Genomic DNA, 24,196 nt, shown 5'->3' with positions numbered 1-24,196 from the left:
ACCGCTGATCCTTGCCTGCGCCAGCGCGCAGAGCGCCTGCATGGCGCTGTCTTGCCTCTCGTCCCGCATTCCCCTCCGAGCCTGACCAGCGATGGCCAGATCTCCCATGGCAGCCGACCGCTGCAGCCAGACCAGACCTCATTCTTGCCCATGATCAACATCACGCTTCCCGACGGCAGCCGCCGCGAATTCGAATCCCCCGTCTCGGTCATGCAGGTCGCCCAGTCGATCGGCGCCGGCTTGGCCAAGGCCACCATCGCCGGCCAGGTCGACGGCCAGCTGGTCGATGCCAGCGACGTCATCGACCACGATGCCAGCCTGCGCATCATCACCGCCAAGGACGCCGAAGGCGTGGAGATCATCCGCCACTCCTGCGCCCACCTGGTCGGGCATGCGGTCAAGCAGCTGTACCCGGAGGTCAAGATGGTGATCGGCCCGGTCATCGCCGAAGGCTTCTATTACGACATCTACAGCGAACGCCCGTTCACGCCGGACGACATGGCCGCGATCGAGCAGCGCATGCAGGAATTGATCGCGCAGGACTACGACGTGATCAAGAAGGTCACCCCGCGCGCCGAGGTGATCGAGGTCTTCGCCCAGCGCGGCGAAGAGTACAAGCTGCGCCTGATCGAGGACATGTCCGAGGACATCACCGCGATGGGCCTGTACTACCACCAGGAATACGTGGACATGTGCCGCGGCCCGCACGTGCCCAACACGCGCTTCCTCAAGGCCTTCAAGCTGACCCGCATCTCCGGCGCCTACTGGCGCGGCGATGCCAAGAACGAGCAACTACAGCGCATCTACGGCACCGCCTGGGCCGACAAGAAACAGCTGGATGCCTACATCCTGCGCATGGAAGAAGCCGACAAGCGCGACCATCGCCGCATCGGCAAGGCGCAGGACCTGTTCCACCTGCAGGAAGAAGCACCCGGCCTGGTGTTCTGGCACCCCAAGGGCTGGTCGCTGTGGCAGGTGGTCGAGCAGTACATGCGCAAGGTCTACCGCGACAGCGGCTACGGCGAAGTGCGCTGCCCGCAGATCCTGGACGTGTCGCTGTGGCAGAAATCCGGCCACTGGGACAACTACCAGGACGCGATGTTCTTCACCGAGTCGGAGAAGCGCACCTACGCGGTCAAGCCGATGAACTGCCCCGGCCACGTGCAGGTGTTCAACCAGGGCCTGCACAGCTACCGCGACCTGCCGATCCGCTACGGCGAGTTCGGCGCCTGCCACCGCAACGAGCCTTCCGGCGCGCTGCACGGCATCCTGCGCGTGCGCGGCTTCACCCAGGACGACGGGCACGTGTTCTGCCTGGAATCGCAGATCGAATCCGAAGTCACCGCCTTCCACCAGCAGGCGCTGGCGGTCTATACCGCGTTCGGCTTCGACGACATCCAGATCAAGATCGCGCTGCGCCCGGAAAAGCGCCTGGGCGACGATGCCACCTGGGACAAGGCCGAAGCTGCGCTGCGCAGTGCGCTGGGCGTGTGCGGGGTGGAGTGGCAGGAGTTGCCGGGCGAGGGCGCCTTCTACGGCCCCAAGATCGAGTACCACCTCAAGGACGCCATCGGCCGCACCTGGCAGCTGGGCACCATGCAGGTCGACTTCATGATGCCGGGCCGCCTCGGCGCCGAGTACGTGGACGAGAACAGCCAGAAGAAGCATCCGGTCATGCTGCACCGGGCCATCGTCGGCTCGATGGAGCGTTTCATCGGCATTTTGATCGAACACCACGCCGGCGCCTTCCCGTCCTGGCTGGCCCCGGTGCAGGTCGTTGTCGCCAACATCACCGATGCTCAGGCTGAATATGTCGACTCGGTGCGGAAAACCCTTGCAAATCAAGGCTTCCGTGTCAGCGCAGATTTGCGTAACGAGAAGATCGGTTATAAGATTCGCGAGCATACGCTGCAACGCGTGCCATATCTGCTCGTGGTCGGCGACCGCGAGAAGGAAAATGGCGCTGTCGCCGTGCGGACCCGTTCAGGCGAGGACCTTGGGACCATGACGGTCTCGGCCTTCATCGAACGTCTGCAGGCAGAGCAGGCAGCGTGAGCCAACCCCGGCCGGTCTGGATGATCCGGATGCGCCGGTTCGATTCCTCTGGGAGATTGCAATATCAGTACCCCTGACAACAAACAGAACCGCAAAAACCAAGAAATCCGTGTGCCGCGCGTTCGCGTGATCGGCAGTGACGGAGAGATGGTCGGCGTGTTGTCGCGCGACGAAGCGCTCGCCAAGGCCGAAGAAGAAGGCCTGGATCTGGTCGAAATCCAGCCGCAGGCCGATCCGCCGGTCTGCAAGATCATGGATTTCGGCAAGTTCAAGTTCGAGCAGCAGAAAAAGGCCAACGAGGCCAAGAAGAAGACCAAGCAGGTCGAGATCAAGGAACTCAAGTTCCGCCCGGTCACCGACGAGGGCGACTACCAGATCAAGCTGCGCAACATGCGCCGTTTCCTGGAAGAGGGCGACAAGGTCAAGGTCAACATCCGCTTCCGTGGCCGTGAAATGAGCCATCAGGAGCTGGGCCGCGAGATGGCGGCGCGGATCGAGGCCGATCTGGGCGACGACATCGTCATCGAGTCGCGTCCGCGCCTGGAAGGGCGCCAGATGGTCATGATGATCGCGCCCAAGAAGAAGGTCTGAGGATCCGATTCGGCACTGCAACGGGCCCGACAGGTTTGTTGCAGTGCAAGCTCCACGATTTGCAACAATTCCCGGCAACGGGTAGACTGCGCGGCCCGGTTTTACCGGGGCGCCGTGCAAGCGGCACCAGGACCTGTCCGGATCGTGTTCGATCAAGGACTTACAAGCAGGCAAGGGCAAGGATGGAAAGCGTGGTCGCAAGACTGCCGCCCGTGTCAGTGACAAAACACCATCAAGGACATTGCAATGCCCAAGATCAAGACCAACCGGGCGGCGGCCAAGCGTTTCCGCAAAACCGCCTCCGGCAAGTACAAGTGCGGCCACGCAAACCGTAGCCATATCCTCACGAAGAAAGCGACCAAGCGGAAGCGCAACCTGCGGCAGACGAACCACGTCCGTGCCGAGGACGCTGGCCGTCTCGATCGTATGCTTCCCTACCTCTGAGGACTGACCCATGGCACGAGTAAAGCGTGGCGTACAGGCGCGTCGCCGCCACAAGAAAATTCTGACCCTGGCGAAGGGTTACTACAACGCTCGCCGCAAGGTCTTCCGCGTTGCCAAGCAGGCAGTCATCAAGGCGCAGCAGTACGCCTACATTGGCCGCAAGCAGAAGAAGCGTAACTTCCGTTCGTTGTGGATCACCCGCATCAATGCGGCTGCCCGCATCAACGGCTTGAGCTACAGCCGTTTCATGAATGGCCTGCTCAAGGCTGGCATCACCCTGGACCGCAAGGTGCTGGCCGATATCGCCGTGCACGATGCCGCCGGCTTTGCCGCGCTGGCGGAGAAGGCCAAGGGCGCGCTGGCGGCATAGGTGCGAGTCCCTCGCAAGAGCCCGCACATCCATGTGCGGACTTTTGAAGGGATAGCGTCTCGAAGGGGGTTGCGCATTCGTGTACAGGCTTCCGGCGAGGGCAAGCAGATATGCAGGGGGAAGGGCGCGAGTCCTTCCCCTTTTGCGTTTTTAGATGGCCGGCATTGCTGACTGGATGCCGGGCTAGACCAGATTTGAGTGGCAATGCGTTCCGGTGCATCCGGAAACACCGTTCGGTAGACGCAGTTGAGGCGCAAGTGCAATGAGTGAGATTCAATCCCTGACCGAGCGCGCGCTGGCCGATGTTGCCGCGGCGCAGACGCCGGACCAACTGGAAGCCTTGCGTGTCGCATTGCTGGGCAAGAGCGGCAGCATCACTGCCCAGCTCAAGCAGCTCGGGACGTTGCCGGCCGAGCAACGCAAGGCAGCTGGCGAGGCGATCAACCTGTCGCGCGATGCGCTGACTGCAGCGCTGGCCGAGCGCAAGCACACGCTGGAAACCGCCGCGCTGGATGCCCGTCTTGCCGGTGAACGCATCGACGTCACCTTGCCGGGGCGTCGAAGCGAACGCGGCGGTCTGCATCCGGTGACACGCACGCTGGAGCGCATCGTCGAAATCTTCGCGCGGCTCGGCTACGAGCTGTCGGACGGCCCGGAGATCGAGGACGACTGGCACAACTTCGAAGCCCTGAACTTTCCGCCGCACCATCCGGCGCGCGCGATGCACGACACGTTCTATTTCGGCGACGGACGCCTGCTCCGCACACATACCTCAGGCGTGCAGGTGCGTTACATGGACGCGCACAAACCGCCGCTGCGCATGATCGCGGCCGGCAAGGTGTACCGCTCCGATTCGGATCAGACCCACTCGCCGATGTTCCATCAGGTCGAAGGCCTATTGGTGGACGAGCATTCCAATTTCGCCGACCTCAAGGGCACCTTGTCCGAGTTCGTGCGTGCGTTCTTCGAGCGCGATTTCGAAATGCGCTTCCGCCCCAGCTATTTCCCGTTCGTGGAGCCTGGCGCGGAAGTGGATATCGCCTGGCAGCAGCCCGACGGCAGCACGCGCTGGCTGGAAGTGCTGGGCTGCGGCATGGTGCACCCGAATGTGCTGCGCAGCGTCGGCATCGACCCTGAGCGCTACACCGGCTTCGCCTTCGGCCTGGGCGTGGAGCGCTTCGCGATGCTGCGCTATGGCGTCAACGACCTGCGCGCGTTCTTCGAGAACGATGTGCGTTTTCTTCGGCAGTTTGCTTGACGGCGGGGAGTCGGGAATTGGGAATCGGGAATCGCAAGAGCCATTGGCTCCATCGGTCCGGTTCCGAAGGCCCGGCAACCCTGCTCTTGCGATTCCCCATTCCCAATTCTCGATTCCCGGCCTCTCATGAAATTCTCTGAAAATTGGCTGCGCAGCCACGTTCCGATCCAGGCCACGCGCGATGAACTGGCCGCGACGCTGACGGCGATCGGTCTGGAAGTCGAAGAAGTCACGCCGCTGGGCGAGTCGCTTGGTCAGGTGGTGGTGGCGCGTATCGTCGAAGCGGTGCGTCATCCCGAAGCCGATCGTCTGCAGGTTTGCAGCGTCGATGCCGGGCAGGGCGAGTTGCTGCAGATCGTGTGTGGCGCGCCGAATGCGCGTGCGGGTCTGGTGGCGCCGTTGGCGCTGGTCGGTGCGAAGATCGGCGAGCTGACGATCACTGCGGCCAAGCTGCGCGGTGTGGCGTCCAACGGCATGTTGTGTTCGGCCAAGGAGCTCGGACTGGACAGCGATGCGTCGGGTCTGTTCGAGTTGCCCGACGATGCGCCGGTGGGGCAGGCGCTGGCCGAGTATCTGGGGCTGCCCGATGCCAGCATCGAGATCAAGCTCACGCCCAACCGTGCCGATTGCTTCAGCGTACGCGGCATCGCCTTCGACGTGGCCGCCGCGTGCGCCAGCGAAGTGGTGGCGTTCGACGCCGGCATGGTGGCGCCGGTGTCCACGCGCACGCTGGCAGTGGAACTGGACGCCGGTAAGGATGCGCCGCGCTATTGCGGTCGTGTGATCGAAGGAATCGACCCGTCCGCCAAGACGCCGGTGTGGCTGGCCGAGCGGCTGCGCCGCAGCGGCGTGCGTCCGGTGTCGTTGCTGGTGGACATCACCCAGTACGTGATGCTGGAGCTGGGCCAGCCGATGCACGCGTTCGACCTAGACACGCTGCAAGGCCCGATCGGCGTGCGCCATTCGCGCAGCGGTGAGCAGCTAGCGTTGCTGGACGGGCGCCAGGTCACGTTGGACGAGAGTTTTCTGACCATCACCGATGCCGGGCGTCCGGTTGCATTGGCCGGCTTGATGGGCGGGCTGGACACACGCGTCACCGACACCACCCGCAATGTGTTCCTGGAGTCGGCGTACTTCGCCCCTGCGGCCATCATGGGCCGTGGCCGCAAACTCGGCCTGCATACCGATGCCGGGCACCGTTTCGAGCGTGGCGTGGATCCGGCATTGCCGCCGCAGGCAATTGAAGTGGCGACACGCCTGGTGCTGGAACTGGCCGGCGGTACGCCTGGCCCGGTGGTGCATGCGCAGCTGCCGGAGCATCTGCCGCAGCCGGCGCGCATCCGCTTGCGCCGTGCGCGCATTGCACGCGTGCTCGGTATCCAGATCGACGATGCCGACGTCGTGCGCATGCTGCGGGCGCTCGGCATGCACGTCGAGGCGGTTGCCGAAAGCTGGGAAGTGATGGCCCCGAGCCGTCGCTTCGACATCGCCATCGAAGAAGATCTCATTGAAGAGCTGGCGCGTATCCACGGGTACGACCGGGTGCCGACCACACTGCCTGGTGGCGCCAGTCGCATCGCGATGCCGAGCGAAACCCAGCTGGACGAGCTCAGTGTGCGGCGCCAGCTGGTGGCGCGCGAGCTGCAGGAAACCATCAATTACGCCTTCGTCGATGCGGCCTTGCTGGAGCGTTGGCAGCTTACCGAAGGCCTGGTGCCGCTGGCCAACCCGCTCAGTGCGGAGTTGGCGATCATGCGTCCGCGCCTGTTGCCGGGCCTGGTCGCCACGTTGGGCCGCAATGCTGCACGCCAGGCTGGGCGGGTGCGTTTGTTCGAGCTGGGCAAGGTGTTCGCAGCTGCGGCCGATGCCGGTGCGGCACCCGGAGAGTCGCAGCACGTTGCCGCGGCGGTGTGCGGCGATGCGCTGGCGCTGCAGTGGGGCGAGCCAGCGCGCAAGGTGGATTTCCACGATTTGAAGGGCGACCTGATGGCGCTGGCTGCGGCCAGCGGCGCGCAGCTGGAGTTCCAGCCGTCGACGCAGCCGTTCGGACACCCGGGCCGGTCGGCCGATATCTATCGCGACGGCGTCTGTATCGGCTGGATCGGGCAGGTACATCCGCGTCTGGCCAAGGCGCTGGACATCGACGTGGACGTGATCGCGTTCGAGTTGCAGCTGATGCCCTTGGTCCAGCGGGCCCTGCCGCGCGCCGGCGAGCTGTCGCGGTTCCCCTCGGTGCGCCGCGATCTGGCCTTCCTGGTGTCCGACGAGGTGAGCTGGGCGGCAGTGTCGGCCAGCGTGCGCACCACGGTCGGGCCATTGTTGCGTGAGGTGCAATTGTTCGACCGCTATGTCGGGCAGGGGGTCGAGCCAGGTTTCAAGAGTCTGGCTATGGGCTTGATTTTGCAGGATAACTCGCGCACTCTCACCGACCGGGACGTCGATGCGGTCGTCACCGACGTGGTGGCCGTGATCGAGCGCGAGCATCGCGCCCGGATTCGGAGTTGAGGCGGTAACCAGGGGATTGGCATGGCATTGACGAAAGCGGAGATGGCCGAACGTCTGTTCGACGAGGTCGGTCTGAACAAGCGTGAGGCAAAGGAATTTGTCGACGCGTTCTTCGATGTGCTGCGTGATGCGCTGGAGCAGGGCCGTCAGGTGAAGCTGTCGGGTTTCGGCAACTTCGATCTGCGGCGAAAGAACCAACGGCCCGGTCGCAATCCCAAGACCGGCGAAGAAATTCCGATCTCGGCACGGACGGTGGTGACGTTCCGCCCTGGCCAAAAACTCAAGGAACGGGTGGAGGCTTATGCTGGATCCGGGCAGTAATCGCGAGCTACCGCCGATCCCGGCCAAGCGCTATTTCACCATTGGTGAGGTCAGCGAGCTATGCGACGTCAAGCCGCATGTGCTGCGCTATTGGGAAACCGAGTTTCCCAGCCTGGAGCCGGTCAAGCGGCGCGGGAACCGGCGCTACTACCAGCGCCATGACGTGCTGATGGTGCGTCAGATCCGCGGGTTGCTGTACGAACAGGGCTATACCATCGGCGGTGCGCGCTTGCGCCTGGAGGGCGATGGCGCCAAGAGCGAGTCGGCGCTGAGCAATCAGATCATCAAGCAGGTGCGGATGGAGCTGGAAGAAGTCCTGCAACTGCTGCGCCGCTAGGAAAACGTTTCACAAAGCCGCTATAATCGCAGGCCGCCCTCGCGGCGGAGCGCAACATCTTCGGGGTATAGCGCAGCCTGGTAGCGCACTAGTCTGGGGGACTAGTGGTCGTCGGTTCGAATCCGGCTACCCCGACCAAACACCGAGCCCATGACGTCGCGTCATGGGCTTTTTTGTTGCGTCGCAACATTGCATTTTTGTGTCCGCGACGGCCTGGGCGAATACGCATATCGGCATATCGCGATGCAGCATGAACGGCGCACTAGCGCCCGCTTTTTGCGGTCCGGTTCGCTATGGACTTGGATCACGCAATGGTGCTAAGTGTCCGAAAACACTCCGAAACATTTTCTCCAGATTCAAACGTGGATCACGGTTCGTTAACGCGATATCGACGAACTTGAATCAATAGGCCAACGCTGTCAAAAAAATGGCGTGCGGTCTCTTGCGGTGCGATTTTTCTGTGCCATAGTGCAGTGCAACACGCCTTACCTGTCGTGATCCCGATGTCCCGGGATGAACCCTCTGTCGTACGTTCGTGCTGGCGTGTTTGGCCGGTTGAATGCTGCGCGAGCTCCTGTCCCACCCAACCGAGGCAGCCAGCCACACGCATGAAGAAACTGATCGGACGATTTTGCCAAGCGCTCAGCCTGGCGTTGATCTGCTCGATAACACTGGGCGCTTGCAGCACCGGTAAGGACATGGCGACCTCGTTGCCACTGCCTGACCCGCTCGCAATGTCCGCAGTGCAGCCCGAGTATCGGCTCTCGCCAGGCGACCTGCTGCTGGTCAAGGTGTTCCAGATCGACGATCTGGAACGGCAGGTCCGTATCGATCAGAACGGCCACATTTCGTTGCCGCTCATTGGCGACGTAAATGCGGCCGGCATGGGCGTCGGCGAGCTGGAAAAGATGGTGGCCGACCGGTACCGCAATGGCTACCTGCAAAATCCGCAGGTGTCGGTGTTCGTGCAGGAATCCAACGGCCGTCGCGTCACCGTGACCGGAGCGGTCGACGAGCCGGGCATTTATCCGGTGATCGGGGCCAACCTGACCTTGCAGCAAGCCATCGCGCAGGCCAAGGGCGTGAGCACGGTCGCCAGCCGCGGCAATGTCATCGTGTTCCGCATGGTCAATGGGCAAAAGATGCTCGCGCGGTTCGACCTGACCGAAATCGAGAAGGGAACCAACCCCGATCCTGAGATTTACGGCGGCGACATCGTGGTGGTGTACCGCTCGGATGCGCGCGTGTGGTTGCGCACCATGCTGGAACTGACTCCTCTTGTGATGGTGTGGCGCGCTTACCGATGAGCATGAATTCCGACAATCGTTCCTCTTCGTCGCAGCGTCACGGGCATCTCGAACTCGCCGATGTGGGGTTGCTCGACTACTGGCGCGCCCTGGTGTCGCAGCGTTGGTTGATTATCGCAATCGCACTGGGCGCATTGCTGCTGGCGCTGGCCATCACGCTGCTGATGCCGGAGAAGTACCGCGCGACCAGCACGCTGCAGATCGAACGCGATTCGCTGAACGTGGTGAACGTCGACAACCTGATGCCGGTGGAGTCGCCGCAGGATCGCGATTTCTACCAGACCCAGTATCAGCTGCTGCAGAGCCGTTCACTGGCACGTGCAGTGATCCGCGAAGCCAAGCTCGACAAGGAGCCGGCATTCAAGGACCAGGTGGACGAGGCACTGGAGAAGGCCGCAGCGAAGAATCCCGAAGCAGGCAAATCGGTTGATTCGCGTCAGGCGATCATCGAGCGCAGCCTCACCGATACGTTGCTGGCCGGCCTGGTGGTCGAACCCATCCTCAATTCGCGCCTGGTCTACGTCAACTACGATTCGCCGGACCCCGTGCTGTCGGCCAAGATCGCCAACACGTACGCAAAGATGTTCATCATCAGTACGCAGGAACGCCGCATGAAGGCGTCCTCGTTCGCGACCAAGTTCCTTGCCGAGCGACTGGAGCAGTTGCGCAGCAAGGTCGAAGATTCGGAGAAGTCGCTGGTTGCGTACTCGACCGATGAGCAGATTGTGTCGGTGGGCGACGACAAGCCCTCGTTGCCGGCGCAGAACCTGACCGATCTCAACGCCTTGCTGGCTTCTGCGCAGGACGCCCGTATCAAGGCCGAGGCCGCCTGGCGTCAGGCATCCAGTGGCGATGGCATGTCGTTGCCTCAGGTGCTCAGCAGTCCGTTGATCCAGAGCCTGCGGAGCGAGCAGGTGCGTCTCACCACCGAATACCAGCAGAAGCTGTCGACCTTCAAGCCGGACTACCCGGAAATGCAGCGTCTGAAGGCGCAAATCGAAGAGTCGCGCCGGCAGATCAATGGCGAGGTCATCAACGTGCGCCAGTCGCTGAAGGCGACCTACGATGCGTCGGTGCATCAGGAGCAGTTGCTCAATGAGCGCATCGCCGGCTTGCGGAACAACGAGCTGGATCTGCAGAGCCGCAGCATTCGTTACAACATGCTCAAGCGCGACGTCGACACCAACCGTCAGCTCTACGATGCGCTGCTTCAGCGCTACAAGGAAATCGGTGTGGCAGGCAATGTCGGCGCCAACAACGTGACCATCGTCGATACCGCAGATGTGCCTACGTCGAAGACTTCGCCGAAACTGAAATTGAACCTCGCGTTGGGCCTGATCTTTGGCGTATTCCTAGGTTTGGCTGTGGCTCTGGTGCGGTACTTCCTGCGCGTCAATGGGCGGGAAACGCGGCCGAACTGACATCGTGATGTTGCAAAACGATGGTTAATTAAAGTGACAACTGATTCAGCGTGGAAAAGGTGGGATCCCGTATGTTTCGGGCTCCTTCGTTTGAAAGTTTGTCTCTGTTGAAACAAAGGGCTGTCGAGTGATCTGGGGTCGGTAGGTTCTACCGCGGTGATCGCTTGGCGGAGATGATTGAAAGCTCGCGTGCGATTCGTATGTTCCCCCGCATGCGTCGTATCGAGTTTGGAGGACATCCCCATGCTTTTGGCAGACTTGAGTAGCGCGACTTACACAACTTCCTCGCCGCGATTGTTGTCCAAATATTCGGCTGCGGCCGATCTGGTTTTGCGCGTCTTCGACCTGACCATGGTTGTGGTGTCCGGTCTGGTCGCTTATCGCATCGTGTTTGGTTCCTGGGTGCCAGCCGCGCCGTATCGGCTGGCGATCGCCACCACGCTGCTGTACTCGGTGATCTGCTTTGCGTTGTTCCCGTTGTACCGCAGCTGGCGCGGCCGTGGACTGTTGAGCGAACTGATGGTGCTGGGCGGCGCATTCGGCGGTGTGTTCGCGCTGTTTGCCGTGCATGCGCTGATCGTGCAGGTGGGCGAGCAGGTGTCGCGCGGTTGGATCGGCTTGTGGTTCGTCGGTGGCCTGGCCTCGCTGGTGGCAGCACGCACGGTGCTGCGCGGCTTCCTCAACCATCTGCGTACCCAGGGCGTGGACGTGCAACGCGTGGTGGTGGTGGGGCTGCGTCACCCGGTGATGAAAATCAACCACTACCTGAGCCGTAACTCGTGGGTCGGCATGAACCTGGTCGGTTATTTCCGCACCCCTTACGATATTGCCGTGACCGAGCAGCGTCAGTCGTTGCCGTGCCTGGGCGAGCCGGACGCGTTGATTGATTATCTGAAGGAAAACCAGGTCGAGCAGGTGTGGATCTCGCTACCGCTGGGCGAACGCGACCACATCAAGCAGCTGTTGCAGCGCCTGGACCGTTACCCGATCAACGTCAAGCTGGTGCCTGACCTGTTCGATTTCGGTCTGCTCAATCAGTCTGGCGAACAGATCGGCAACGTGCCGGTGATCAATCTGCGCCAGGGCGGGGTGGACCGTGACAATTACTTCGTGGTGGCCAAGGCGTTGCAGGACAAGATCCTGGCCGTTATCGCGCTGCTTGGCCTGTGGCCGCTGATGGCCGCCATTGCCGTGGGCGTCAAGTTGAGCTCGCCCGGCCCGGTGTTCTTCCGCCAGCGCCGTCATGGCCTGGGTGGCCGCGAGTTCTACATGTTCAAGTTCCGCTCGATGCGTGTGCACGACGACCATGGCACGACGATCCAGCAGGCGACCAAGAATGACGCACGTATTACCCGTTTCGGTGCATTCCTGCGTCGTAGCAGCTTGGACGAATTGCCGCAGATCTTCAACGTGCTGGGTGGCAGCATGTCGATCGTCGGGCCGCGCCCGCACGCTGCGCAGCACAACACGCACTACGAAAAGCTGATCAACCACTACATGCAGCGTCACTACGTCAAGCCTGGCATCACCGGTTGGGCGCAGGTGAACGGCTTCCGTGGCGAAACCCCGGAACTGCGGACGATGAAGAAGCGTATCCAGTACGACCTCGATTACATCCGCCGTTGGTCGTTGTGGCTGGACATCCGCATCATCGTGCTGACCGCTGTGCGCGTGCTCGGACAGAAGACCGCGTACTGATGATGGTGGGGAGCGTGCGAGCAGGCGCGTTCGGCGCCGCGGGCGGCTGCATTGCAGCCGCTCCTTTCAAGCGGGCATCTGCATGCTGATTCGAATGAGCGAGGAAACTCGCGTGCGCTGGCATAACCTGCTGATCGAGCTCACGTTGCTGGTCGGCGTGGGCTATAACCTGGTGCTTGCGTTCATCAACGCGAACGTGTTCACCGTGCGACCGGTGATCACCTACGCGGTCGAATTCATGGTCTACGCGGCGTGCTTCCTGCTTGGCATGGGTTCGTTGAGCCGCAAGCGCATTGCCCTGATCGTCAGCGGGCTCGGGTTGATCGTCACGCTGATGTTCGTGCGGTTTTTGGTGAACTGGCAGATCGACCCCAAGTTCTTCCGCGACGCGCTGGTGGTGTTCGCCTTCGTCGTACTTGGCTCTGCCTACACGGGCTCGGTGCCCAAGCTGTTCATCCGCATGACCATCATCGTCTCACTGGTTGCCGCATTCGAGCTGGCGATGCCAGTCAAATACGGCGATCTGATTAATCCGAAGAGCTTCTTCGTCAACGCGCGCGGCATGAGCGCCGAAGGCTTTTGGAACGAAGACAGTAATCTGTTCGTCAGCGCAACACGGCCGGGCGAGCGTAACTTCCTGCCGGGTTCCAATCTGCCGCGCGCCTCTTCGATGTTCATCGAGCCGGTGACGATGGGTAATTACATCTGCTTCTTCACCGCGATCGTGCTGGTGTTCTGGCGTTGGATGCGACCGGCGGCGCTGATCCTGTCGGTGGGGTTGATCGGTTTCATGATCGTGGCATCAGACGGACGATTGGCAGCGGGTACCTGTGTCTTGATGGTGCTGCTGACGCCGCTATTGAAACGATTGGATCAGCGGCTGGCCTTCCTGGTGTTCCTGCTGGTGATCATGAGCGCATGGCTGCTGGTCTGGGTCACGGGCATCACCGCATACCAGGACACCACGATGGGGCGCGTGTTCTTCACCGTTTATTCGATGAATAACCTGTCGTTCGAATCCTGGATGGGGCTGGATTTTGCGCAGGCGTATCGTTACTTCGATAGTGGCATTTCGTACTTCATCGCATCGCAATCGATCGTGGGCGTGCTGGCCTTCCTGCTGGCCTATTCGTTCCTGCTGCTGATGCCGAGCAAGGAAGGGCAGCTGTTCAAGAACCTGGCGATCTTTGCGTTCGCCTTGAGCCTGCTTGTCTCCAACGGTTACTTCTCGATCAAGACATCGGCATTGTGGTGGTTTGTCTGCGGTTGCATGTGGCACATGCTGCCGACCTGGTCTGCGTCCGACGCGCAAACCGCCTTGATCAAGGACGATCCAACGGCAGATGGCGCGCAGTTGCCATTGCCTGCGGGAGCAGCACGATGAGCGTGTCGGCAATGCCGGCATCGCCGTCGGCTTTGCCGGCCGCCGACGCGCAGGTTGCAACAGGCGGTCGCGTCCGCGACCCGCGCATCGACGCCACCAAGGCCATTGCGATCCTGTTGGTGGTGTTCTGTCATGCCAAGGGCGTCCCACATGGCATGACCTTGTTCGCCTATAGCTTCCATGTGCCGCTGTTTTTCCTGGTATCAGGCTGGTTGGCAGCGGGTTATGCGTCGACCACGACTGGGCTGGACAGGCGCTCAGTCGGCAGGCATGTACGCAGCTTGCTGCTGCCGTACGTCACCTTCTATCTGCTTGGCTATGCCTATTGGCTATTGACCCGCAATATCGGCGAAAAGGCTGCGCGCTGGGGAAGTCACCCGTGGTGGGAGCCGATCGTGGCGATGTTCACCGGCATCGGCCCGGACCTGTATGTGCAGCCTCCGCTGTGGTTCTTGCCCGTCATGTTGGTGACCGTGGTGAGTTACATGGTCTTGCGCCGCCTGCTGGCGCCGATCCTGATCGCGGGGCTGGCATTGATCGTGGCGTGGTTCTGGATGAACTGGTTCCCAACACAGCACGTGCGGATTTTTTTCGGTTTGGATGTGCTACCGGTGTCGCTGTGCTTTTACGCATTGGGCGCCTTGCTGATCCACGTTTCGCCACGCCTGCCGACATCCTTGGTCGGCAGTGCCCTGGCGACGGTCGTGTTGGGATTGGCGGTGGCCTGGCTGGCTGTCGCGAATGGGCGAATCGACGTCAACATGCTCGAATTCGGACGTAACCACGCGCTGTTCCTGGTTAGCGCGTTGCTTGGTTCGTTGATGGTGATCTGCGCGGCGCGGCTGGTACAGAGCTGGGCGTGGCTGCAGTGGATCGGCCGCAATACCTTGCTGATTCTTTGTACGCATATGTTGGTGTTCTTCGTGCTCTCCGGTGTTGCTGCCTTGGCTGGTGGATTCGGTGGGGCGCGTCCGGGGCTGGGTTGGGCGGTCTTTGTCACGCTGTTCGCATTGGCCGCCAGCGTGCCGCTGCGTTGGATCCTGATGCGCTTCGCTCCGTGGGCGCTGGGCGCGCGCCGGGTGGCGGCATGAGCGGCGCCTTGGCATGACAAGCACATCCTCTTCACCGCACGCTGCGCGTGCGCATCACTTGGCGGACGCCAGAACGGCACGTGCGCCGACGCGTGACTGGCAGATCGACGCCGCCAAAGCGTTGGCCATCGCGCTGGTGGTGCTGGGCCATGCCAGCGGCATGCCGGCAGCGTACAAGCTATTCGCCTACAGCTTCCATGTGCCGCTGTTTTTCGTGTTGTCGGGTTGGGTTGGCGAGCGATTCGGGCATCGGGCATTGACGGGGGCATCCGTCGCGAAGCTGGCGCGCACGCTGCTGGTGCCGTATCTCGCTTTTTTCATGGTGGCCTATGCGCTGTGGTTGTTGACTGCTGCGATTGATGGGCATGCAGGTCATCCGCAGACGCGCCCGTGGTGGCACCCGCTGACGGGATTGCTGTGGGCCAACGGGTCACGCCTGTATGTGCTTCCGGCGCTGTGGTTTCTGCCAGCGCTCTTTGTCACGACGCTGGCCTACATTGCGTTGCGTGCGCGATTGAGTGCGGCCGCAGTGGCGGCGATCAGCCTGCCGATCGCGTTGGCGTGGGCGGGCTGGTTCCCTTCGCTGCAGCAGCGCTTGCCGCTCGCGCTGGATGTGCTGCCGGTGGCGCTGTTTTTCATTGCAGTCGGCGGTTGGCTATCGCGCTTTGCCGATGCGTTGCGATCATTGCGCGCGCAGGTGTGGGCGCTTGCCTTGTTGCCGTTGGCTGCACTGTGGTGGTGGCTGGCGGGATGGAACGGGCAGGTGGACGTGAACAAACTGCAGTTCGGGCAGTCGGCGGCCGTCTTCCTGCTGGCCAGTCTGCTCGGGACGGCGATGACGTTTTGCGTCGCTTATTTCATTCGGCGTCTGCGCTGGGTGCAATGGATCGGTAGCAATACCTTGCTGATTCTGTGCACGCATACCCTGGTTTTTTTGGTGGCCACCAGCGTGGTGGCGCGTACGGGCCTGATCGCACGTAGCGCAATCGGTACACCTGCCTGGGCGTTGGGGCTGAGCGCGTTCGCGATTGCTGTAAGCGTGCCGATGCGCGCGGTGCTGGTGCCGATCGCACCGTGGATGTTGGGGTTGAAACGCAAATGACGAGTTTTCAGAATCAGCCGTCGCAGCAACTGAGTGCGCGCCGCTGGCAAAGGAGAGTGGCGTAATGAAAGTGGTGCATGTCGTCCGCCAATTCCATCCTTCGATCGGGGGCATGGAAGAGGTCGTTCTCAATGTTGCCCGCCAACATCAGGCCACGAGCGCCGATACGGTCGAGATCGTGACGCTGGATCGTGTGTTTACTAATCCCGGTACGCCGCTTGCGGCGCAGGACACGCACCAAGGGCTGCCGATCCGGCGGATTGGCTATCGCGGCTCGTCGCGCTACCCGCTGGCGCCCTCGGTGCTCGGTGCGATTCGTTCGGCCGACGTTGTGCATCTGCATGGCATCGATTTTTTTTACGACTATCTGGCATTGACCAAGCCGCTGCACGGCAAGCCGATGGTGGTGTCCACGCACGGCGGTTTTTTCCATACCGCCTACGCATCGCGCATGAAGCAGCTGTGGTTCCAGACGCTCACGCGCACCTCGGCGCTGGCCTATGCACGGGTGATCGCCACCAGCGAAAACGATGGCGATCTGTTCGCCAAGGTGGTGGCACCGGCGCGGCTGCGGGTGATCGAAAACGGGGTGGATGTAGAGAAATATGCAGGGCAGGGAGCGACCGCGCCCGGCCGGACCATGCTGTATTTCGGCCGGTGGTCGGTCAACAAGGGGCTGATCGAAACCCTGGAGCTGTTGCAGGCAGCGCTCAAGCGCGACCCGCACTGGCGGCTGATCATTGCCGGCCGCGAGTACGATCTGAACGAAGCGGATCTGCGCAAGGCAATTGCCGAACGCGGGCTGCAGGAGAAGGTGCAGCTGAGCATGTCGCCCTCGCAGGAGCATTTGCGCGCATTGATGCAGCAGGCGCAGTTCTTCGTGTGCCTGTCGCGGCATGAAGGCTTTGGTATCGCGGCAGTGGAGGCAATGAGTGCGGGCTTGATTCCGATCCTCAGCGATATCCCGCCATTCGTGCGGCTCGCCAGCGAATCGGGGCAGGGCGTGATCGTCAGCCGCGACAGAATCGAAGCGGCGGCAGATCAGGTGCAGGCGCTTGCGTTGCAGTCCGACAGCGATTTCGACACCCGTCGCGCGGCGTCCATGGCCTATGTGAGCCGCTATGACTGGAAGCATGTGGTCGGGCGCTACGTCGACGAATACCACGATGCGTTGGGCATTCCGCGCGTGCAGGAGGCTGTGCGATGAGCGCGCTTGCTCCTGCGTCAATGACGCATGCGGCAACGCAGCCGCAGGTGACGGTGCTGTTTTCCACTGAAAAGCCCAATGCCAACACCAATCCGTACCTGACTCAGCTCTACGACGCGCTGCCTGCCGCAGTGCATCCGCGCTTCTTTTCGATGCGCGATGCATTGCTGTCGCGTTACGACGTGTTGCATCTGCATTGGCCCGAATACCTGCTGCGCCATCCGACCGCTGCCGGCACGTTGGCCAAGCAGGCCTGCGCTGCGTTGTTGTTGCTCAAGCTGCAGCTGACCGGCACGCCGGTGGTGCGCACCTTGCACAATCTTGCGCCGCATGAGGACCGCGGCTGGCGCGAACGTAGCCTGCTGCGCTGGATCGACCGGCTGACGCGGCGCTGGATTCGCATCAATGCGACCACGCCGCCACGTCCGCCGTTCACCGATACGATTCTGCACGGCCATTATCGCGACTGGTTCGCGACCATGGCGCAGGGCAGCACGGTGGCCGGACGGCTGCTGCACTTTGGCCTGATCCGCCCGTACAAAGGCGTGGAAACCTTGATCGAGGTCATGCGCGAGGTCGACGATGCGCGCCTCAACCTGCGTATCGTCGGCAACCCGGCCACGCCGCAGATGCGCAGCTTGGTGGAGGACGCCTGCGCGCAGGATCCGCGGATCAGCGCATTGCTGGCCTACGTGGAAGAGCCGGTGCTGGCGCGCGAAGTCAGCGCGGCCGAACTGGTGGTGTTGCCATATCGGCAGATGCATAACTCCGGCACCTTGCTGCTGGCGTTGTCGCTGGCGCGCCCGGTGCTGGCGCCGTGGAGCGAATCCAACGCGGCCATCGCCGAGGAAGTCGGCCCCGGTTGGGTGTTCCTGTATGAAGGCGAGTTCGATGCCGCGCTGCTGACCGGCATGCTGGACAAGGTGCGTGCTGCGCCACGCGGCCCGGCACCGGATCTGTCGCAGCGCGACTGGCCGCGGATCGGGCAGTTGCATTACCGCACCTATCTGGAAGCGTTGGGCAAGGATGGAGACGCCGCGCTGTGACCGCAGAGACACCTACGATGACATCTTCCACACCGCCGCCACCGCCACAGCGCAGCCTGGGGTCGCGCGCTGCCGGCGGCGCAGCGGTGACCATGCTGGGGCAGTCGGCCAAGATGGTGGTGCAGTTCGGCGGCATCATCCTGTTGGCGCGCTTGCTGACGCCCTACGACTACGGTCTGATGGCGATGGTGACCGCCATCGTCGGCGCCGCCGAGATCCTGCGCGATTTCGGTCTGTCGGCCGCGGCTGTGCAAGCCAAGCAAGTGAGCCGCGAGCAGCGCGACAACCTGTTCTGGATCAACAGCGGCATTGGCCTGCTGCTGTCGCTGGTGGTGTTCGCCTCGGCGCATCTGATTGCGAACTTCTACAAGGAGCCGGCCCTGGTGACGATTTCCCAGGCGCTGGCGATCACCTTCCTGATCAACGGCATGACCACGCAGTACCGCGCGCATCTGAGCCGCGGGCTGCGCTTCGGGCAGGTGGCGCTGAGCGATGTGGGCTCGCAGGTGCTCGGTCTGGGCGCTGCGGTTGCTGCTGCGCTGCTGGGCTGGGGCTACTGGGCGCTGGTGGTACAGCAGGTGGTGCAGGCCGGCGTCAATTTCATCATCGCCGCCAGCTGCGCGCGCTGGTTGCCGGGTGGCTACCAGCGTTCTGCACCGATGCGCGATTTCATGAGTTTCGGCTGGAACCTGATGGCGGCGCAGTTGCTGGGGTATGCCAGTCGCAACGTGGGCCAGGTCATCATCGGTTGGCGGACCGGACCGGACGCGCTGGGCTTGTACAACCGCGCATTCCAGTTGTTGATGATGCCGTTGAACCAGATCAATGCGCCTGCCACCAGCGTGGCGCTGCCGGTGTTGTCGCAGCTGCAGGACGACCGCGAGCGCTTCAGTGCCTTCCTGCTGCGCGGGCAGACCGTGATGGTGCACCTGATCTTTGCGCTGTTTGCGTTCGCCTGCGCGCTGGCGATGCCGCTGATTGTGCTGGTACTGGGCGAGCAGTGGCGTGAGGCGGTGCCGCTTTTCCAGGTGCTGACACTGGGCGGTATCTTCCAGACGGCCGCTTATGCAACGTATTGGGTGTTCCTTGCGCGGGGACTGATGCGCGCGCAGCTGGTGTATTCGCTGGTCAGTCGCGTCCTGCTGATTGCCTGCATCTTCGTCGGCTCGCGCTGGGGCGCAATGGGTGTGGCGATCGGCTATTCGTTCGGGCTGTTGTTGACGTGGCCGCTGTCGCTGCTGTGGATCGGCAAGATTTCAGACGCGCCGGTCGGAGCCCTGTTCACCAATGCACTGCGCGCCATGGTCGCCTACGGCGTGGCAGGTGGCTGTGCGTATTACGCCTCCATGACGGTTGGCGGCCCGCTGTGGGAGCAACTGGCTGTCGGCGCAGTGACGATGCTTGGCGTTTGCCTGCTTGCCTTGGCGATCTGGCCGGCATTCCGTCGCGATGTGATTGCCATCATCAACATCCGCAAGCTGCTGACGCAGGCCAAGGCACGTCGATGAGTCGACATTGTCTTCGCCTGCAGTCGGTCATGCTTTCTCTCACTCATTCATAGGACACGGCCCATGAGCGACACACCCGCCGCCGCTTCCGGCATCCGCCGGCCTTGCTATCTGGTCTTGTCCGCCCACGATTACCGCACGCCACGGCGCGCCAATATCCACTTCATCACCGATCAACTGGCGTTGCGCGGGACCACGCGGTTCTTCTCGCTGCGTTACAGCCGGTTGTCGCGCATGAAGGGCGATATGCGGCTGCCGCTCGACGAAACCGCGAACACGGTCGTCTCGCACAAGGGCGTCGACTGCTACCTGTGGCGCACGACGGTGCATCCGTTCAATACGCGTCGTCCATGGCTGCGGTCGGTCGAGGATGCGATGTTCCGTTGGTATGCTGCGCATCCGCCGCGCCAGTTACTCGACTGGATGCGCGAGGCGGATGTGATCGTGTTCGAAAGCGGCATTGCGGTCGCTTTCATCGAGCTGGCCAAGCGCGTCAATCCTGCAGCCAAGCTGGTCTATCGCGCGTCGGACGGATTGAGCACGATCAATGTTGCGTCGTATATCGAACGCGAGTTCGACCGCGTGGCGCCCAAGCTCGATGTGATTGCACTGGTATCGCCGGCAATGGCAGAGGAGATCGCCAGCCGCGACAATGTCTATCACGTTGGCCATGGCGTGGATCACAACTTGGATCAACTCGGCGACCCGTCGCCGTACGGGGAGGGCATCCACGCAGTGGCGGTCGGTTCGATGTTGTTCGATCCGGAATTCTTCGTCGTTGCCAGCAAGGCGTTCCCGCAGGTGACGTTTCATGTGATCGGTTCGGGCATGGGCCGGCATCCGGGCTACGGCGATAACGTGGTGGTCTATGGCGAGATGAAACACGCCGAGACCATTGGCTATATCAAGCACGCGCGGTTCGGGATTGCGCCGTATGCTTCCGAGCAAGTGCCGGTCTACCTGGCCGACAGTTCGATGAAGTTGCTGCAATACGACTTTTTCGGCTTGCCTGCGGTGTGCCCGAACGCCGTGGTGGGGCCGTATCAGTCGCGTTTCGGCTACACTCCGGGGAACGCCGATTCTGTCGTTGCAGCAATCGGCCGCGCCCTGGAAGCACCGCGCGTGCGTTATCGCCAGTGCCTGAATTGGTCCGACACCACCGATCGCGTGCTGGATCCCAGTGCGTATCCGGAAACCCGTTTGTATCCACAGCAAAGCGCAGCGGTGCATGCCTCGTCGGAGGCTGCGCTCTCGCATTGATGCGCGCACATTTTTTCTTTAGGAGACTCACACGTTATGGCCAACGCCTTGCTGCAGAAGTGGATAGAACATGCAGAACGTCGTGCGCTGTTCTGGTGGCAGCCCAAGAACGCCGGCGTGAATATGGGAGATCACCTGTCCAAGGTGATCGTCTCCTGCGTGCTGTCCCTGCAGGACAAGACGCTGATCGAAAAGCAGGATCTGAGCAAGAAGCTGATCGCGATCGGTTCGGTACTGCACTTCGCCAAAGACGGCGATACCGTCTGGGGTAGTGGCATCAACGGCAAGATTCCTGCCGAGCGCAACACCTTCAGTACGCTCGATGTCCGTGCAGTGCGTGGGCCGAAGACGCGCAAGTTTCTGCTTGATCGCGGCATCGCAGTGCCGGAAGTGTATGGCGATCCCGGGCTGCTGACGCCGATGTTCTTCCCGGCCGATGCGCTCGGTGCGATCAACAAGCGCCCGTTCGCCATCGTTCCGCACTTCAACGAGCCGGTTGAAAAGTACAGCGCGTACAAGGATCACTTGGTCTTTCCCAACGTCAAGCCCGCAACCTTCATGAGCGCGTTGCTTGGCGCCGAGTTGGTGATCAGCAGCTCGCTGCACGGCCTGATCCTTGCCGAAGCCTATGGAATCCCGGCGGTGTATCTGGATTGGGGCAATGGCGAAGATCGCTTCAAGTACGACGACTACTACAACGGCACCGGGCGTATGCAATGGCATTCCGGCAACAGCGTGGAGGAGTGTCTGCAACTGGGCGGCAACGGCGATTTCGATCTGGAAAAGCTGCAGGCCGGGCTGTTGGCTGCCTTCCCTTACGACCTTTGGTGATTCGATGATGCAGGGCCAGCGCGTGGATGTGGAAACAACGGGGATTGCCAGCGGAACCACGCCGCCGGGTGTGGTGATTCCGTTGGGCGGCTTTCCGGTCCTGTCCACCACGCAGGAAGCCTTTGCGTTGGATCTATTCCACGCGCTGGCCGCCCGTCAGCCGCGACGGGTGTTCTTTGCCAATACCAATTTCATCGTGCAATGCCAGGCGCTGCGGACGCGCATGCGCGAGCCCAGCGTGCGCATCGTCAACGACGGGATCGGCATGGATCTGGCTGCGCGGCTGATCCACGGCCGCCGCTTTGCCGGCAACCTCAATGGCACCGACCTGATTCCGTATCTGTGCCGTGAGAGTGCGCAACCGCTGAAATTCTTTCTGCTGGGCGGCCGTCCGGGTGTGGGCAAGACCGCTGCGGCGACGCTGACCGGGACCTTGGGGCAGCAGGTGGTCGGCATGTGCGATGGTTATGGCGAATTTGCGGCGGCGGGCGAGGGCCTGGCCGAGCGCATCAATCGCTCCGGTGCCGATGTGCTGCTGGTGGCGTTCGGCAATCCGCTGCAGGAGCGCTGGATCCTGGACCACAGCCATGCGCTGAGCGTGCCGCTGGTGTTCGGGGTGGGCGCATTGCTCGATTTCTTGTCCGGTACCGCAAAGCGCGCGCCCGAGTGGGTGCGAGGCCTGCACATGGAGTGGATGTATCGGCTGCTCAACGAGCCACGCCGTTTGCTCAAGCGCTATAGCTGGGATCTGTTGGTGTTCTTCCGCACCTGCTTGCGCGCGGGAAAGCAGCTGCCCTGATGCAGCGCAGGCGTGTCTGGCCTAGCATGCCTGCATGCATCCGACCGCCGCCGCCCTGATCCGCTCGCTCGACCTCGCCCCGCATCCAGAAGGCGGGCACTACCGCCGCATCCATGCCTCTGCGCGTCAGGTGACCGACAACGGCCAGACCCGCCCGGCAATGACCGCCATCCGTTTTTTGCTGAGTGCCGGCGAATGCAGTGCGTGGCACCGCGTGGATGCGGAAGAAACCTGGCATTGGCAGCTGGGCGATGCCTTGGAACTGCTGATCTATGACACCTGTACCGAACAAGTGCAGCGTGTGATCGTGGATGCCGCCGAACGCGGCGAGCCGATGCATGTGGTGCCGGCAGGCTGCTGGCAAGCGGCGCGCTCGCTCGGCGATTTCACCCTGGTGGGCTGCACGGTATCGCCGGGATTCGTCTGGGAAGGCTTTGCGTTGCTCGACAAGGCCTCGCCGCTGGCCGCACGCCTGGCGACGCTGCTGCCACGCTGATCATCGACCGCGCTTGCGCGTCCGAACGCTTCCCTAACGCGGCTGCTGCCGGCTTGGCGTACTGTCCGCCTCAAACAGGGGGCAAGACACCATGCAACGCAAGGTCGCGGGATGGGGAATGGGTTTGATGCTGGTGTCGCTGCTGGCGACCGCCGGGGAAGCCGTGCCGCCCAAGGTGGCGACGCCGGCACCAGCAGTGGTGGATCTGGAGGCCATGGTCGTGCGCGGCGTGCAGCCCGGGCCGGGCTTGTGGAAGGTCAGTAAGGGCGATCATGTGTTGTGGATCCTGGGTACCTTGTCGCCCTTGCCGAAGCGGCTGCAGTGGCAGTCGACCGAAGTGGAAACCATCATCGGCCAGTCCCAGCAGGTGCTGGCAGCGCCAACCGTGCAGGTGGATGCGGACATGGGATTCTTCGGCAAGCTGACCTTGCTGCCGTCGGCCATGAAAGCGATGAAGAACGAAGACGGGCGCGAGCTGCGCGACATCTTGCCGGCCGACCTGTATGCGCGCTGGAGCGTGTCCAAGGCTCGCTATCTCGGCAGCGACCGCGGCGTTGAGCGCAAACGCCCGATGCTGGCTGCCGGCGAGTTGTATCAGGCGGCGATCAAGCGCTCCGGCCTGGCCCGTTCGCCGGTGGTTTGGCCAGTGGTGGAACGCGCTGCCAAGCTTGCCGGCATCAAACCCACACCGACCGCGCTGGACTACAAGATCAAGGACCCGCGCCAGGCGCTCAAGGAATTCCGTGCCGGCGGAATGGACGATACCGCATGTTTCCGCAGCATTCTGGTGGCCGTGGAGCGCGACCTGCCGACGATGGTGGAGCGCGCCAATGCCTGGTCGGTGGGCGATGTCGAGGCCTTGCGTCGGCTGCCGCGCGAAGACCCGCAGGCCGCCTGCATGGACGCAATGGCCAGCTCCGGTGCTGCAAGGAAACGCGGCATCGACGATCTGGAACGGCGCATGCGCGAGCATTGGCTGGGTATCGCCACCGCTGCGCTGCAACGCAATCGCAGCACGTTCGCGGTGTTGCCGATCAGCCGGTTGACCGCGCCGGATGGCTATCTGGCACGCCTGCAAGCGCTGGGCTATGAGGTGGAAGCGCCTTGAGGCGATGTCGCCGCGTGCGCCTGGCGCGTCATGCCGAGCACGAGCACAGCAGTTGGC

General features: G+C 62.5%; 23 protein-coding genes and 1 tRNA gene. 23 read left to right on the top strand and 1 reads right to left on the bottom strand.

Annotation, left to right across the window (positions count from 1 at the left end; all coding sequences use genetic code 11):
- The first annotated feature begins 150 nt into the window (after positions 1-150).
- The 9 genes from thrS (at position 151) to HLH45_RS17435 (ending at position 8,019) form a co-directional block, all read left to right on the top strand.
- Positions 151-2,055: a threonine--tRNA ligase gene (thrS, locus tag HLH45_RS17475; RefSeq protein ID WP_008574582.1), complete on the top strand. Its 1,905-nt coding sequence runs from the start codon at positions 151-153 to the stop codon at positions 2,053-2,055.
- Between the two features lie 48 nt (positions 2,056-2,103).
- Positions 2,104-2,646, top strand: a complete 543-nt coding sequence (infC, locus tag HLH45_RS17470; RefSeq protein WP_077708941.1) for a translation initiation factor IF-3 — start codon at positions 2,104-2,106, stop codon at positions 2,644-2,646.
- A gap of 246 nt (positions 2,647-2,892) precedes the next feature.
- Positions 2,893-3,090: a 50S ribosomal protein L35 gene (gene rpmI, locus HLH45_RS17465; RefSeq protein ID WP_002811096.1), complete on the top strand. Its 198-nt coding sequence runs from the start codon at positions 2,893-2,895 to the stop codon at positions 3,088-3,090.
- A gap of 10 nt (positions 3,091-3,100) precedes the next feature.
- On the top strand, positions 3,101-3,460 hold the full coding sequence (gene rplT / locus HLH45_RS17460; RefSeq protein WP_003484828.1) for a 50S ribosomal protein L20: 360 nt from the start codon (positions 3,101-3,103) through the stop codon (positions 3,458-3,460).
- Positions 3,461-3,722: 262 nt separating this feature from the next.
- Positions 3,723-4,718: a phenylalanine--tRNA ligase subunit alpha gene (gene pheS / locus HLH45_RS17455; RefSeq protein WP_008574581.1), complete on the top strand. Its 996-nt coding sequence runs from the start codon at positions 3,723-3,725 to the stop codon at positions 4,716-4,718.
- Positions 4,719-4,844: 126 nt separating this feature from the next.
- The gene (gene pheT, locus HLH45_RS17450; RefSeq protein WP_008574579.1) at positions 4,845-7,223 is read left to right on the top strand and encodes a phenylalanine--tRNA ligase subunit beta; all 2,379 of its coding nucleotides are present in this window, start codon (positions 4,845-4,847) and stop codon (positions 7,221-7,223) included.
- A 21-nt stretch (positions 7,224-7,244) separates the two neighbouring features.
- Positions 7,245-7,544: an integration host factor subunit alpha gene (locus tag HLH45_RS17445; protein WP_002811076.1), complete on the top strand. Its 300-nt coding sequence runs from the start codon at positions 7,245-7,247 to the stop codon at positions 7,542-7,544.
- Positions 7,525-7,881 carry a MerR family transcriptional regulator gene (locus tag HLH45_RS17440; protein ID WP_005995911.1) on the top strand — a complete coding sequence of 119 codons (357 nt, stop codon included), beginning with the start codon at positions 7,525-7,527 and terminating at the stop codon, positions 7,879-7,881. Before HLH45_RS17445 ends, HLH45_RS17440 begins: the two co-directional genes overlap by 20 nt.
- 61 nt (positions 7,882-7,942) lie before the next feature.
- Positions 7,943-8,019 (top strand) — tRNA-Pro (locus tag HLH45_RS17435).
- A gap of 229 nt (positions 8,020-8,248) precedes the next feature.
- Here HLH45_RS17435 and HLH45_RS17430 read toward each other — a convergent pair.
- Positions 8,249-8,581, bottom strand: coding sequence for a hypothetical protein (locus HLH45_RS17430; RefSeq protein ID WP_162483012.1), 333 nt, complete (start codon positions 8,579-8,581; stop codon positions 8,249-8,251).
- Here HLH45_RS17430 and HLH45_RS17425 point away from each other — a divergent pair.
- The 14 genes from HLH45_RS17425 (at position 8,490) to HLH45_RS17360 (ending at position 24,139) form a co-directional block, all read left to right on the top strand.
- Positions 8,490-9,188: a polysaccharide biosynthesis/export family protein gene (locus tag HLH45_RS17425; protein WP_005914015.1), complete on the top strand. Its 699-nt coding sequence runs from the start codon at positions 8,490-8,492 to the stop codon at positions 9,186-9,188. The genes HLH45_RS17430 and HLH45_RS17425 overlap by 92 nt on opposite strands.
- Positions 9,170-10,609 carry a GumC family protein gene (locus HLH45_RS17420; protein WP_126952708.1) on the top strand — a complete coding sequence of 480 codons (1,440 nt, stop codon included), beginning with the start codon at positions 9,170-9,172 and terminating at the stop codon, positions 10,607-10,609. Before HLH45_RS17425 ends, HLH45_RS17420 begins: the two co-directional genes overlap by 19 nt.
- Positions 10,610-10,852: 243 nt before the next feature.
- Positions 10,853-12,307, top strand: a complete 1,455-nt coding sequence (locus HLH45_RS17415) for an undecaprenyl-phosphate glucose phosphotransferase (RefSeq protein WP_005920304.1) — start codon at positions 10,853-10,855, stop codon at positions 12,305-12,307.
- Between the two features lie 94 nt (positions 12,308-12,401).
- Positions 12,402-13,691, top strand: coding sequence for a hypothetical protein (locus HLH45_RS17410; RefSeq protein WP_050541577.1), 1,290 nt, complete (start codon positions 12,402-12,404; stop codon positions 13,689-13,691).
- On the top strand, positions 13,688-14,782 hold the full coding sequence (locus HLH45_RS17405) for an acyltransferase family protein (protein WP_008574566.1): 1,095 nt from the start codon (positions 13,688-13,690) through the stop codon (positions 14,780-14,782). The genes HLH45_RS17410 and HLH45_RS17405 overlap by 4 nt, the downstream gene beginning before the upstream one ends.
- 13 nt (positions 14,783-14,795) lie before the next feature.
- The gene (locus tag HLH45_RS17400) at positions 14,796-15,884 is read left to right on the top strand and encodes an acyltransferase family protein (RefSeq protein ID WP_033478866.1); all 1,089 of its coding nucleotides are present in this window, start codon (positions 14,796-14,798) and stop codon (positions 15,882-15,884) included.
- Positions 15,885-15,948: 64 nt separating this feature from the next.
- A complete protein-coding gene (locus HLH45_RS17395) occupies positions 15,949-17,091 on the top strand; it encodes a glycosyltransferase family 4 protein (protein WP_008574563.1) in 1,143 nt (380 codons plus the stop codon).
- Positions 17,088-18,137 (top strand): glycosyltransferase, encoded by a 1,050-nt coding sequence (locus HLH45_RS17390; RefSeq protein ID WP_033478865.1) that lies wholly within the window; start codon positions 17,088-17,090, stop codon positions 18,135-18,137. The genes HLH45_RS17395 and HLH45_RS17390 overlap by 4 nt, the downstream gene beginning before the upstream one ends.
- Before the next feature lie 17 nt (positions 18,138-18,154).
- A complete protein-coding gene (locus tag HLH45_RS17385; RefSeq protein WP_033478864.1) occupies positions 18,155-19,645 on the top strand; it encodes a lipopolysaccharide biosynthesis protein in 1,491 nt (496 codons plus the stop codon).
- A 63-nt stretch (positions 19,646-19,708) separates the two neighbouring features.
- On the top strand, positions 19,709-20,905 hold the full coding sequence (locus HLH45_RS17380) for a GumK N-terminal domain-containing glycosyltransferase (RefSeq protein ID WP_008574558.1): 1,197 nt from the start codon (positions 19,709-19,711) through the stop codon (positions 20,903-20,905).
- Between the two features lie 36 nt (positions 20,906-20,941).
- Positions 20,942-21,736 carry a polysaccharide pyruvyl transferase family protein gene (locus tag HLH45_RS17375; RefSeq protein WP_008574556.1) on the top strand — a complete coding sequence of 265 codons (795 nt, stop codon included), beginning with the start codon at positions 20,942-20,944 and terminating at the stop codon, positions 21,734-21,736.
- Between the two features lie 4 nt (positions 21,737-21,740).
- Entirely contained in the window at positions 21,741-22,535 is a 795-nt protein-coding gene (locus HLH45_RS17370) for a WecB/TagA/CpsF family glycosyltransferase (protein WP_008574554.1), read from the top strand.
- A gap of 34 nt (positions 22,536-22,569) precedes the next feature.
- Positions 22,570-23,031: a cupin domain-containing protein gene (locus HLH45_RS17365; protein WP_008574552.1), complete on the top strand. Its 462-nt coding sequence runs from the start codon at positions 22,570-22,572 to the stop codon at positions 23,029-23,031.
- Positions 23,032-23,122: 91 nt separating this feature from the next.
- On the top strand, positions 23,123-24,139 hold the full coding sequence (locus tag HLH45_RS17360; RefSeq protein WP_008574549.1) for a TraB/GumN family protein: 1,017 nt from the start codon (positions 23,123-23,125) through the stop codon (positions 24,137-24,139).
- Positions 24,140-24,196: the final 57 nt, after the last annotated feature.

The sequence above is a fragment of the Xanthomonas euvesicatoria genome (assembly GCF_013112235.1).
In the GTDB taxonomy this organism is placed as follows: Bacteria; Pseudomonadota; Gammaproteobacteria; order Xanthomonadales; family Xanthomonadaceae; genus Xanthomonas; species Xanthomonas euvesicatoria.
The sequence above is the reverse complement of the archived record's forward strand: the minus strand, read 5'-3'. Positions and strand labels throughout refer to the sequence as shown.